Source organism: Kushneria halocnemicola, assembly GCF_965650455.1.
In the GTDB taxonomy this organism is placed as follows: Bacteria; Pseudomonadota; Gammaproteobacteria; order Pseudomonadales; family Halomonadaceae; genus Kushneria.
The window spans coordinates 819,476-831,801 of the sequence record NZ_OZ287968.1 but is presented as its reverse complement, the minus strand read 5'-3'; the positions used below and the strand labels follow the sequence as shown (position 1 = coordinate 831,801).

Annotated in this window: 12 protein-coding genes; 3 read left to right on the top strand and 9 right to left on the bottom strand. The window is 63.3% G+C overall.

What is annotated here, in order from left to right:
- Positions 1-113: 113 nt before the first annotated feature.
- The gene (locus ACS92L_RS03655) at positions 114-1,490 is read right to left on the bottom strand and encodes a hypothetical protein (protein ID WP_438767168.1); all 1,377 of its coding nucleotides are present in this window, start codon (positions 1,488-1,490) and stop codon (positions 114-116) included.
- A gap of 159 nt (positions 1,491-1,649) precedes the next feature.
- Here ACS92L_RS03655 and ACS92L_RS03650 point away from each other — a divergent pair, with 159 nt between their 5' ends.
- Complete coding sequence (locus ACS92L_RS03650; protein ID WP_115853315.1) at positions 1,650-2,069, top strand: secondary thiamine-phosphate synthase enzyme YjbQ; 420 nt, start codon at positions 1,650-1,652, stop codon at positions 2,067-2,069.
- A gap of 45 nt (positions 2,070-2,114) precedes the next feature.
- Here the strand turns inward: ACS92L_RS03650 and ACS92L_RS03645 are convergent, their stop codons facing one another.
- From ACS92L_RS03645 to ACS92L_RS03615, 7 genes are all read right to left on the bottom strand, one after another.
- Positions 2,115-3,134 carry a DctP family TRAP transporter solute-binding subunit gene (locus tag ACS92L_RS03645; protein WP_438767167.1) on the bottom strand — a complete coding sequence of 340 codons (1,020 nt, stop codon included), beginning with the start codon at positions 3,132-3,134 and terminating at the stop codon, positions 2,115-2,117.
- 23 nt (positions 3,135-3,157) lie between these two features.
- On the bottom strand, positions 3,158-4,438 hold the full coding sequence (locus ACS92L_RS03640; protein ID WP_438767166.1) for a TRAP transporter large permease subunit: 1,281 nt from the start codon (positions 4,436-4,438) through the stop codon (positions 3,158-3,160).
- Entirely contained in the window at positions 4,435-4,977 is a 543-nt protein-coding gene (locus tag ACS92L_RS03635) for a TRAP transporter small permease (RefSeq protein WP_438767165.1), read from the bottom strand. Before ACS92L_RS03635 ends, ACS92L_RS03640 begins: the two co-directional genes overlap by 4 nt.
- A gap of 101 nt (positions 4,978-5,078) precedes the next feature.
- Positions 5,079-6,017 carry an NAD(P)-dependent oxidoreductase gene (locus ACS92L_RS03630; RefSeq protein WP_438767164.1) on the bottom strand — a complete coding sequence of 313 codons (939 nt, stop codon included), beginning with the start codon at positions 6,015-6,017 and terminating at the stop codon, positions 5,079-5,081.
- Positions 6,018-6,065: 48 nt separating this feature from the next.
- Complete coding sequence (locus ACS92L_RS03625; RefSeq protein WP_438767163.1) at positions 6,066-6,845, bottom strand: IclR family transcriptional regulator; 780 nt, start codon at positions 6,843-6,845, stop codon at positions 6,066-6,068.
- The gene (locus ACS92L_RS03620; protein ID WP_438767162.1) at positions 6,845-7,897 is read right to left on the bottom strand and encodes a D-2-hydroxyacid dehydrogenase; all 1,053 of its coding nucleotides are present in this window, start codon (positions 7,895-7,897) and stop codon (positions 6,845-6,847) included. The genes ACS92L_RS03625 and ACS92L_RS03620 overlap by 1 nt, the downstream gene beginning before the upstream one ends.
- A gap of 162 nt (positions 7,898-8,059) precedes the next feature.
- Positions 8,060-8,974, bottom strand: coding sequence for a ketopantoate reductase family protein (locus ACS92L_RS03615; RefSeq protein ID WP_438767161.1), 915 nt, complete (start codon positions 8,972-8,974; stop codon positions 8,060-8,062).
- A 178-nt stretch (positions 8,975-9,152) separates the two neighbouring features.
- Here ACS92L_RS03615 and ACS92L_RS03610 point away from each other — a divergent pair, with 178 nt between their 5' ends.
- Positions 9,153-9,650 carry a TspO/MBR family protein gene (locus ACS92L_RS03610; protein ID WP_438767160.1) on the top strand — a complete coding sequence of 166 codons (498 nt, stop codon included), beginning with the start codon at positions 9,153-9,155 and terminating at the stop codon, positions 9,648-9,650.
- Between the two features lie 92 nt (positions 9,651-9,742).
- A complete protein-coding gene (locus tag ACS92L_RS03605) occupies positions 9,743-11,119 on the top strand; it encodes a carboxylesterase family protein (RefSeq protein ID WP_438767159.1) in 1,377 nt (458 codons plus the stop codon).
- Positions 11,120-11,182: 63 nt separating this feature from the next.
- Here the strand turns inward: ACS92L_RS03605 and ACS92L_RS03600 are convergent, their stop codons facing one another.
- On the bottom strand, positions 11,183-12,241 hold the full coding sequence (locus tag ACS92L_RS03600; protein WP_438767158.1) for an SDR family oxidoreductase: 1,059 nt from the start codon (positions 12,239-12,241) through the stop codon (positions 11,183-11,185).
- Positions 12,242-12,326 lie beyond the last annotated feature (85 nt).

The following is a 12,326-nucleotide window of genomic DNA, read 5'->3' as shown; positions in this document are numbered from 1 at the left end:
ATTGCGACAGGCGTTTACTGCTTTTCGACATGACGTACATTATCCCGACACACCGCCCGACGGTCGTACAGCCGGACTTTGGTCCTAGTATCATCATCAGCACGGTGCCTGTCTCACTTTTTACCTTCGTCCTCATGCGGCTGCAGCGTGCCGTCGCTTTCTCCCGTGAAAAAACGGCGACCGTAAATAAGCAGACACAGCACCACGCCCACGGCGAAGGCCCAGGCCGCGCCGCGGGTCGCCAGTACCGCAGCGATGATGCCCGCAATGCCCAGATCCCGCTGGCTGCGCGCCGCCATGATGCCGACCCGCACGCTCACATAGCCCTGAATCAGAAGCGTCAGGGCCAGCGCCACGCCCAGAATCGGCTGCACCAGACTCACGATCGGCATCAGCAAAAGCCCGGTATTGGTGCCCCATCGAAACGAACCGGCCCCACCAAAAATGGAGCCCATGGCCTTGCGCCCTTCCTTGAAGCGCTCAACGATGACCACATGCATGGCCGCCCACAGCGGCCCGCACATGGCCACATCCGGGCCGATCACACTCATGAGCGCATTGCGCCCACCAAAGATCATGTGCGCGCGGTCGGGGCCGTACTCGACCTTTTCATCAGGCCGGGCCGCATCGGCCTCGTCCAGCAGCGCCTTGCCCTGCAATACATCGCCAAACACCACGATATAGGTGGCCAGCACCACCGGCAGGGACTGCACAAACAGCATCAGCGGCGGCCAGCCCAGGCCAAACAGCGTGTAGTCCCGCCACAGCCCCACGAAATCCGGTGACGTAATGCCCCACTCGATCTCCGGCCAGGACGCTTCACCAAACAGCGGCGCGATCACCACGGCCAGCGCAATAATCGGAAAGATACCCAGCTTGCCAAAGGTGGCCCAGAAGCCATTGCTGGTTTTAAGCCGGGTAAAATGGCGGGAAAACAGCAGATAAAACGCCGCGCCGATCGCAATCGAAATGGTCCAGGGGAAACTGTCAAAACGACCGCCGACCTGGAACACCGTCATGACCGCCGCAATGCCGGCCCCGATGATCACGCCGGCCTTGAGTGCCGAGGGCACCAGCTGCACCACGCGATGGGACAGCCCCGACACCCCAAGCGCGATCGAGAAAAGCCCGAGTGTCATCTGAAAGGCGATCAGGGCATGAATGCGCTCGGTGCCCTCGGGAAAGGTCTGACACCAGGCCATCAAAAGCGGTATCGCCGGCGTGATCCAGCCGGGCACCACCGGATCCCCCAGCAAATGATGGGTCAGATAGAGAAAGCCGTTAAGCAGCACCACCGCCAGCGCCACCTCAAACGGCATGCCCAGAAGCTCGGTCATCAGCGGAATCGCCGCCAGATCGACGGCGCACATCAAAAGGCCCTGACAGTAATCGGGCCACTCAAAGCGATAGTGAATAAACGGCAGGCGTACCTTGAAGGGCCCCAGGGGCCAGTAGACAGTCTCGTGATCGGCTCGACGCTCATCAGCCATGGCACCTTCCCCCTGAAAGATCCTTCAGAACCAGAAGCGAGGCACACATATTCATACGCCACTCTGGCCACCCGAGCACATGCCTGCATTATCGATTCGCGGCAAGCCGGTGCCTTCACCTACCCTTGACCCCAGACGACATCAACAAGGAGCCTTCTCATGTGGTACCGCCAGCAGATTACCCTCAAGCCCTACAAGCGCGGTTTTCACCTGATCACCAACGACATTCTGAGCTCGCTCGACCGAATGCAGGAGGTCTCCACGGGGCTTTTGCACCTGCAGATGCTGCACACCTCGGCTTCGTTGACGCTCAATGAAAACGCCGACCCCGATGTGCGCCACGACATGGAAGCCTTCTTCCGGGATCGCGTTCCGGGCGATCTGCCCTACTTTCGCCACACCATGGAAGGCCCGGACGACATGCCCGCCCACATCAAGGCCAGCCTCATGGGCACCGAGCTGACGCTGGCCGTCGACAACGGCCGCCTGGCCACCGGCACCTGGCAGGGCATCTGGCTCGGCGAACATCGAGAAAACGGCGGCAGCCGCCGCATTCTGGCCACGCTTTACGGCGAGTAACGCCTCACATGCCGGGGCGCGGCCCCGGCATGCAGACACCACCGCCTACGACTGGCGCTCGCCCGATACGGCCTGAATCGCCTTGATCATCTCATCGCCGTTCAGGTCGACAAAGGTCTCCCAGACAGGTTCGATGGCCTGCTGGAAGGCCGCCGTGTCCACATCGCGATTGACCTCCATGCCTTCCTCTTCAAGCGTTGTGATCATCTGCTCGGTCTGCTCGGTGTTCATCCGGCGCTGCATGGCCGTGGCATCCGCCGCTGCCTTCTCGACAATCTGCTGCTGCTCGGGCGTGAGGCTGTCAAAGCGCTTTTGATTCATGACCATCAACAGCGCCGAGTAGGCGTGGTTGCTGATCGAGAGATAGTCCTGCACCTCGTTGAAGTTAAACGACACCACGATGCCCAGCGGATGCTCCTGAGCGTCCACCACGCCGGTTTCCAGTGCCGTGTAAAGCTCGGCGACCGGCAGCTGCTGCGGATTGGCACCGAGAAGCTCGAACATGTTGTTGAGCGTGATCGAGTTGTTGACCCGCATGCGCAGGCCCTTCAGATCCGCCGGTTCCCGAATCGGCCCGCGATTGTTGGTCATCTCGCGAAAGCCGTTTTCCGGAAACGCCAGCCCCTTGAGCCCCAGCGCCGGCAGCTTGCTCATGACCGCCTCACCCGGTGCCCCATCCAGCGCCTGGTAGGCGGCATTGCTGTCGGTGAACATGAACGGCAGCTCAAAGGCGCCGGCTTCAGGCACCATGCCGGTAAAGTTGGTCAGCCCCGACAGTGTGATATCGATGATCCCCGAGCGAGCGCCGTCGATCATCTGGGCGTCGTTGCCCAGCTGCCCGTTGGGAAATATCTGCACCCTGAGATCACCGTCGCTGGCCTTTTCCACTTCCTCCTTGAACTTCTCGGCAAGCACATGCTGCAGATCGCTTTGTGGCGTGGGGTGCGCAAAGCGCAGCGTGGTCGCCGCCCAGACACTGCTGGAAACCGACATGGCCACCATCAGTGCTGCCGCTGTTGTACCGAGACTCATACCGAGCGTCGTACCGAACAGGAATCTTGTCATGTTGTTGCTCCTTGCCTTCGGAATCAGCCGATCAGCCAATGCATCGGCACGGTAATGATCTGGGGTATCAGCACAAACAGCGCCAGCAGCGCGATATACACCAGAACAAAGGGATAGACGCCGCGCACCGCGTCACTCATCGTGGTCTTGCTGATGCCGCACACCACGTTAAGCACGGTACCCACCGGCGGAGTAATCAGACCGATACAGCAATTGATGACAAACATCAGGCCGAAATAGACCGGATCGATGCCCGCCTCGCGCACCAGCGGCATGAACAGCGGCACCAGAATCAAAATCGCCGGCGCCAGATCCATCACCATGCCCACCAGCAGCACCACCACCATGATGGCGGCCATCAAAAGGCGCGGGTTATCGACCAGCGGGCCCAGCAGCTCGGCAAGCTGTTGCGGCAGCTGCGCGATGGTAATGACCCAGGAGGCCACCATCGCCGCGCCGACCAGAAACATCACCAGTGCCGTCGAGCGCCCGGCGCTTTTGAGCACCTGGGCAAGCTTGGCCAGGCTCATTTCGCGATAGATCACGGTCGACACCACAATGGCGTAGACCGCCGCGACCACCGCCGCCTCGGTCGGCGTAAACACGCCCATGCGAATGCCGACGATGATGATCACCGGCAGCAGCAGCGCCCAGACGCTCTCCTTCAGCGCCTTTACCCGCTCGGCCCGGCTCGCCTTCGGCTGCAGCTCGATGTCGGATTTGCGCATCATGAAGCGCCACGTAATCATCAGCGCCACGCCCATCAAAAGCCCCGGCACGATGCCGCCGATAAAAAGCTTGGCAATCGAGATATTGCCCGCCACACCCAGAATGATCAGCGGCAGTGAGGGCGGAATGACCGGCGCGATGATGCCGCCGGCGGCCAATAGCCCCACCGAGCGAAACGCCGGGTAGCCGCTTTTGCGCATCATCGGATAGAGAATGCTGACCAGCGCGGCGGCATCCGCCACCGCCGAGCCCGAAAGCCCTGCCAGCAGTATCGAGGTCAGAATGGCGACGTAGCCCAGCCCGCCGCGCCAGTGCCCGACCAGCGTCATCGCCAGCTTCACGATGCGATCGGACAGCCCGCCGACCGCCATTACCTCGCCGGCAATCATGAAAAAGGGAATCGCCAGCAGGGCGAAGTTGTCCACCCCGTTGATCATCGACTGCGACAGGATGTCGGCGCTGAACATGCCCAGATTGAGCATCAGCGCCCCCGCTGCCAGCAGCAGCGCAAACGCCACCGGCAGGCGCAGCAAAATCGCGCCGATCAGTACGCCCAGAAACAGTGCCAGCGTCATGAGCGGTGCTCCCCGTTGGCGGCGTGCGCCGCCTCATCGACGGCCGGTGAATGGCCGTCGCCGCCCTGCTCGCCCGGCGCCTGCCCGGGCCCCGGGCGCAACAGTCCAATGATGGAGGTAATGCTCATCAGCGCACCGGCAACCACCCCGGCCAGATAGAAAAGCCCGGTGGGCAGCCCGGTCAGCGGCGAGATGTTGTGCCAGTTGGCCAGCGTCTGCTTCCAGCAGCCCATCAGCAGCATGATCGAGGCGCCCAGAATCACGATCCACAAAAGACGCGCGATCACGGAGCGCACCCCGGCCGGCAGGCGATCAAAAAACTCCGTGACGGCCAGGTGCTCGCCATCCTTTAAGCACAGCGAGGCCCCCAGCATCACCACCCAGACAAACCCGAGCCGGGAAAGCTCGATACCGGAGCGCAGGCCCGAGGAGAAGCCGTAACGCAGCACCACGTTGAAAAACACCAGCACCATCATGGCGGTCATCAGCGCCACGATCAGCCACTCGATGCTGCGCCACACCGCGCGAAATATTGTCATTGTTGGCCTCCACGACCCGCCCGGGCCGCCGCTTCGGTTGTTCCCTGTGTAACCCCCTGTTCCCGCTGCCTTTCTGTCTGTGCCTGCCTGTGCCCGACGGATCAGTCGTGCCGATCGCGATCGGACTTTTGATCCAGCTCGGCGATATAGCGCTGCGTCACGGTCAGATCCAGATCACCCAGCCCGCGCGCGCCCAGGTCCTGATACAGCGACAAAAGCGTCGAGAGCTGCGGCGTCACCACCTGCTGCTGCGCGGCTTCCTCATGGGCAAAGCCGAGATCCTTGATCATGTAGCGAGCAATGCCGGAGGGCGCATAGTCCTTGTCGATCAGGCGCTGCTTGCGCGATTCCAGAAAGCGCCCGCCGGCATAGCCGCCGCCCAGACAGGTCAAGAGTTTCTCGACGTCCAGCCCCGCGCGTTCGGCGATGGTGGTGGCCTCCGACAGCGCCACCATGGTGGCCGCCACCACCATCTGATTACACGCCTTGGCCACCTCGCCCGCGCCCAGCGGGCCCAGCAGCACCGGCGTGCCCATCGTCTCCAGCGCGAAACGCGCGCGGTCGAGATCCTCATCCAGACCGCCCACCATGATCGAAAGCGTGCCCGCCTCGGCGCCGTCCGTACCGCCAGACAGCGGCGCGTCCAGCACATGAATCTGCCCCCGGCTTCGTTCATCAAGCCGCTCGGCCAGCGCGCGAACGCCCTCGGGCGATGATGTCGAACAAATCACCAGCAGCAGCGGCCCGGCAAGCCCGGCCAGCAGGCCGTCATTGCCGTCGATCAGCGCCTCGAGCTGGGGCAGGTCCGGCAGTACCGTGATGACCACATCGCTTTGCGCCGCCAGCGCCTTTGGGGTGTCACAGCGCTCGGCGCCGGCCGCCAGTGCCGGGGCGAGTTTTTCCGGCGAGCGGCCGAAGACACTGACCCGGCTGGCGACACCGGCCGCGAGCAGATTGCGCGCCATCGGCATGCCCATGCTGCCCAGACCAATCATCCCGACCCGCAGAGCACCGCCCGGCGACGCTTGAGCTTTTTGCATGTATCTCTCCCTCAAAGTGGCTATTGGTGGCCGGCAGCGCTGGGCTCGTCAGGTAGCGGCGCCGGCGCTGCCCTTGCCCAGATTCATCGGATTGGCAATGTGTACGGCCATGCTGGACAGCGCCTCGATGGCCTGCAGCTCGATATGATCGTTGCAGTACACCTCCAGCAGCGAGGCGCCCACGGCAAAGCCCTGCTCGCCGCTGTACTGCGGCGCTACCGCCACCGCCAGCCCGCGGATACCGGTAAACACTTCGCCTTTATCCCGTGCGTGCCCCCGACCGCGCACGTCGCGAATCTTGTCGATCAGCGCCTCGAGATCGGTGATGGAATCTGCCGTCCAGGCCGGGCGCGTGGCCGGGTCCTCGAAGCGCTGCCTGAGCTCGTCATCATCAAGACCTGCCAGCAACGCATTGCCCACCGCCGTGATCGAGGCCGGAAAGCGACTGCCGATGCTTGCCGTCATGCGCAGCGGTAGGCGCCCGGCATGGGCGGCGAGATAGAGCACGTCCGTGCCATCGAGCACCGCCAGCTGACAGATTTCATCGTGAAGAAAGGGGGTATCGCTGCAGGCCTGATAAAACGCCTGAACCGGGTCCACCGTGCGCAGATACGCCCCGCCCAGCTCCACCAGACGGCGCCCCAGCCGGTAGCCGCCCTCCACGCGCTGGATCACCCCTTCGGCTTCCAGCGACAGGCAGATGTTGAAAAGCGATGAGCGTGCCACGCCGAGCTGGCGCGCCATTTCACTCACGCCCAGCGTTTCACCGGCCGCCGCTTCCAGCAGGGTCAGTACGCGCAGGGCACGCGTCACGGCCGGGGCGCTCATCAGTAGAACTCGACCGTATCAACACGGTTTCTAAGCGCCTCGCCGTTGAGATAGCGCCGGGCGTTATCGGCAAAAAACTCGGCGATCAGACGGTCTTCGGACTCGCTGAGCGCGGCGGTATGGGGCGTGAGCAGTACGTTGGGCATGTCCCATAGCGGCGAGGTGTTCTCCAGCGGCTCCGAGGCCGTCACATCCAGCACCGCCAGCCCGATGTGATTGCTCTGCAATGCCTGGATCAGCGCAACTTCATCGATGACCGTGCCGCGCCCCACGTTGACAAGGGTGACGCCGGGCTTCATCTCGGCCAGCAGTTCGGCATCAATCAATCCTTCGGTGGCCTCGGTGCCCGGCAGCGCGATCACGATGGCATCGGCGCGGCGCACGCCGTCGCGAAGCTCGGAGGGCGCGATGATTTCATCAACATGGGGCACCAGGCGCTGCTGGCGCGACACCCCCAGCACGTGCATATCCAGAAGCGATAGCCGGCGCGCCACTTCACGGCCGATACCGCCCAGTCCCAGAATCAGCACCTGCTGCTCGCTGATCTGGCCCATCAGCCAGCGATCGCCCCAGTGATGATCGCGCTGCTGGGCCATGATGCGGGGCAGCTGCTTGGCGCCGGCCAGCACGCCAAACACGGCGTACTCCGCCAGCGGCGCGCCATGCACACCGGCCGAGGTGGTAAACATCACCCGTTCCATCGCCTCGCCGGAAAGCCCCGCCGCCTTGACCTGCCCGCCACCGCCGGCAGCCATGACGTGTACCCAGCGAAGCTTCGGGTTGGCCTTAACGATTCTGGCCAGCCGCTGCGGGTCGACATCCGGAATGCCGTAGAGCACGTCCGCCTCGCACAGCAGCGCGTCAAAGCGCGCCTCCTCCTCGGGCGTACGCTTGAAATTCGGGTCGCCGGCAAAGTCTGCCGGGTGGCGCATGGGCGGCAGCAGCGACTGGTCACGCAGCAGCTCGATCTCGGGCACCAGGGACTCGATCAGCGCACACAGTGTCTCGCTTAGTGGCGTGGCTACCGCCACCTTCAGCGTTTTTTGCGTCATGGCGCGCTCCGAAGACCTGCGGTCGTACAGTGGATTGAACATTGTTCAGTGGACTGTACAGCGCACCTGACCGACGAGAAGCGCGGCTTTGGTCGATATCGGGACCAAAGTGCAATGCCGGCGGCCGCAGAGCCCGGCCGCCGATACCGGAAGAGAGTTATATCAGCAGGAAGACATATCAGAAGTGGCGTGCCTTTGCTCCAGCGCACGTATCTGCACCAGCAGGGCGTGGTTGATGGGCGTGGCAATGCCGTGGACCTGCGCCTGTCGCACGATAAAACCGTTAAGGTGCTCGATTTCCCCGGGACGGCCACGGGCCAGATCCTGCGCCGTCGAGGAGTGCTGCCCCGCCATGGTCTCGGCAATCGCCAGGGTTGACGCCGTAATGTCATCGGGAAGCGCTACCGCACAGGCCCGTGCCACGGCCCGACACTCGTCAACGATCATTGTCACCAGCGCCCGGGTGCCTTCAACCGCCATCAGCGCGCCGTAGGGCTGCCGGGTGATGGCCGACATCGCATTCCAGGCGCAGTTGATCACAAGCTTTTCCCACAGCATGCCGGCCACGTTACCGGACACCTGTGTCGGGATACCGGCACGCTCGAACAGATCTGCCAGCGACTCACTCACGGGTGAAGCGCCCAGCGCCAGCTCGCCGCGACCGTAGTGGCGCACGTGCCCCGGCCCGGCCATGGCCACCGCGGTATAAACCACCACCGGCATCACCACACGGCCCAAAAGGGCGGCGAGCCGCTCGGCGTTATCCACGCCGTTTTGCAGGCTCAACACCACCGCAGTGTCAGACAGCACCGGCGCCATCGCCGCGCCGGCGGCCTCGGTATCGGTGGCCTTGACGCAAAAAAGCACCAGCTCGGCGTCTTTCAGGGCGCTCACATCGACGCTGGCCGAGACCTCGAACGTCTCGCGCTTTGACGCCGTCTCAAGGATCAGCCCTTCCCGGTGAATGGCCTCGATGTGATTGGCGCGGCCGATCAACGTCACCGCATGGCCGGCGCGGGCCAACAGCGCGGCGTAGTAGCACCCGACCGCACCGGCCCCCATGATGGCAATCTGCATGTGCTCTCCTCTTATCAGCGGTGACATCATGAGTCATCCTGCCCCACTGCCACACTCGGTCACGAGCGCTATTATGCAAAGCGCCCCCATGCGCTATTGCACACGGCGCCGGCATGAATGTCACAGCAGACGTTCAAGCCGGACGGTTTACAACAGATTTTCAAAAAAGAGACATGGCATGAAGTCACTCACCCAACGTCAACAGTTCATGGGCCTGGCCGGCTGGCTGGTGCTGGCCTATACCGCCGCCGCCATCGGCGCGGTTGCCTCCGTTAATGCCGCCGAATTCTATCAGCAGCTGCAGCAGCCCTTTTGGGCGCCCCCGGCCGGTGCGTTCGGCCCGGTCTGGACCACGCTCTACGCCCTGATGGGCATTGCCGCCTGGCTTGTCTGGCGGGAAAAGCCGACGCAAAACGTGCGCCCGGCGCTGACGCTGTTTGTCGTGCAGCTGGCACTCAACGCGCTGTGGAGCTGGCTCTACTTTGTCTGGCAGCTGGGCGCGATCGCCTTTGCCGGCACGGTCGTGCTCTGGATCCTGATTCTCGCCACGCTGATTGCCTTCTGGCGTATCAAACCGCTCGCCGGCGCCCTGCTGGTGCCCTATCTGGCCTGGGTGACGCTGGCCACCGCGCTGACCTGGAGCACCTGGCATCTCAACCCGCAGGTGCTGGGATAAACCGACTTCCCATGCATGACAGCCCGATTGCCCGCGCCTGACCGTGATCAGTGTCGAGCACTCATTATACGACTTCATGGCCAGAGACCCGGATGTCAGAGACGACCCTAGCCCCGCCCCGTTTTAACGCGCCGGCCGGTGAGATTATCGGCTGGCGTGACGGCAATGTGCTGCGCGCCACCGGCATCCCCTACGCTCGCACCGAACGGTTTCAGCCGCCTATACCACTGGCACGATCTGAAGCGCCGATCGGTGCGACGCAATGGGCACCCGCCAGCCCGCAGCGAACCATGCAGGCCTTCACCCGCCTGCTGGGGGTGTCACCCAACGCCATGGCGCAGCAGGAAGACTGCGCCCGGCTGTCCATCTGCTTACCCGATCACCCGGCCACCACACCTCGCCCGGTGATGGTATGGATTCACGGTGGCTCCTACATCTTCGGGGCGGGGGATCTGGCCATCCACGACCCGAAATCACTGGTATCGGAGCAGGACGTGGTCACCGTTAATGTGACCTATCGTCTGGGTATTTTCGGCTTCGTGGGTGGCACCTTTCAGGCAGAGACAAACACTCGGGAAGAGACCAGGGGACGGCCCGCCAATCTGGGCCTGCTGGACATGATCGCTGCGCTGCGCTGGATCAGGAAGAACATCGCCGCCTTTGGTGGCGACCCCGATAACGTCACCCTGTTCGGCGAGTCGGCCGGGGGCGACGCCATAGCCCACCTGATGTGCGCTGATGAGACCCGCGGGCTTTTTCAGCGCGTCATCATCCAGAGCGCGCCACTGGGCATTACCCCCGGTCGGCGCACCATGCACACCGCCATGGCCAAAGCCGCCGAAAGCGTCAACGCACACAGTTCACTCAAGGCCTGTCTCGATGCCCAGCAGCGAGTCGAAAAAATCGGCCAGCGCTATCTACCCGGCGGCCTGATGCCCTTTGGCGTACAGTTCGGCCAGGCGCCGCTACCCCGGCTGACACAGCGTCAAACCGCGCTTGAGCAGCGCGCGCCCCACTGCGATGTGCTGATTGGCCACAACGTGGATGAAGCGGAACTGTTCATGCCCGAAGCCGAGCCGCTGCAGGGGCTGTTTCGCCTGCCGGTGATCGGCACGGGGTGCCGACGCACGCTCAGCCGAGCCATCACCGCCGGTCTCTATTCCCGCCCCACCAGACGCTTTGCCCGGCGCCATGCCAACGCCGGTGGGCGCGTGTGGCGCTACCGGCTTGACTGGGGCAGCGACCAGGCCGCCCGCGGCGCCTGCCACAGTATCGATCTCGCCCTGCTGTTTGCCGGCTGGGACGTGTGGCGCCATGCCGGTATTGTCGAGGGGATGACCGAACAGGAAATGGAAACCGATGGCCGTCGACTGCGCGCGCTCTGGGCGCAGTTTGCCCGGGAAGGAAGGCTCGAGGATGAAGGTGAGATAGAGGGCGTGCTGGCGTGGGAGAAAATCACGCCGACATGAGTTGACAGTAAACGCCCACCACTCGTTAAGTGGCGGGCTTTTTCGATGCGCGAATGCGCCGATTTACGGAATGACCTTTTCCGCCCGCAGCCGGGTAAAGAGATCGAAAAAGGCGGCGCGGGTCTCGCGGAATTCGTTAAAGCCGAAATCGCGGCATTTGACCAGATCGTTGACGCACTCCTGCTCGCGGCCCAGATCGGCGTCGGTGTGCCACCAGGAGGCCAGCTTCGTCACATCCGATTCGACCAGACCGTGCTGCTCGGCAATGTTTTGCCACTCGGGCTCGATGCCGGCCATCTGCTCATCCAGCGGCTGCGGCGTGTCGGGGCAGTCGGCGACTTCCAAACCGAAAAACTCGCCGATTTCCTGCCACATGCGCCGCCAGCGGAAGGTGTCGCCGTTGACCGTGTTGAACGCCTGATTGTGCGCGCCGGGCGTCAGCGCCGCCCAGGCCATCTGACGGGCCAGCAGCAGCGCATCGGTCATGTCGGTCAGCGCGTTCCACTGAAGCTGCGAGCCCGGAAAGATGAACGGCCGCCCGGTGGCCCTGCAGATCGAGGCGTACACGGCAAGGGTGGTGCCGATGTTCATGGCGTTGCCGCGGGCGTGGCCGATCACGGTATGCGGGCGGTGCACGTTCCAGGCAAAACCGTACTTGCCAGCGGCCTCGATCAGGATATCTTCCAGCGTGTAGTAGAAATTCTCCCCCGGCACGCGGAGGGCGGACTCGCGAAACGGCGTTTCGACCTTGCCGCTGCCGTAGCTTTCAAACGAGCCCAGATACTGCTTGGTGCCGGTCACCAGCGATGCGTGCACCAGCTTTTTCGGGTCCAGCGCGGCGAACAGGTTGTTCATCATTGCGCCGTTGGCGTCGACGTTTTCCCGTTCGCTGTCGCGCTTCGTCCAGGTGCAATAAAAGACATGGCTGATCGGCAGGCCCTTGAGCGCCATGGCGGTGGCATCACCGTCCAGCAGATTGGCCGAGACCGGGATCACGCCCGCCTGTTGCGACGGGTGGCGTGAAAGCCCATATACGGTCCAGCCGCTGGCGACCAGATACGTGGCCAGATTGCCGCCGGTAATGCCGGTGGCCCCAACGACCAGTGCTACACCCTTTTGCATGATGAGACTCCCTTGTTCATCAAATGATGCCGGGCATTATGGTCCTTGCGCCATGTTGCTTAAATCGAACATGATGCAAATCATT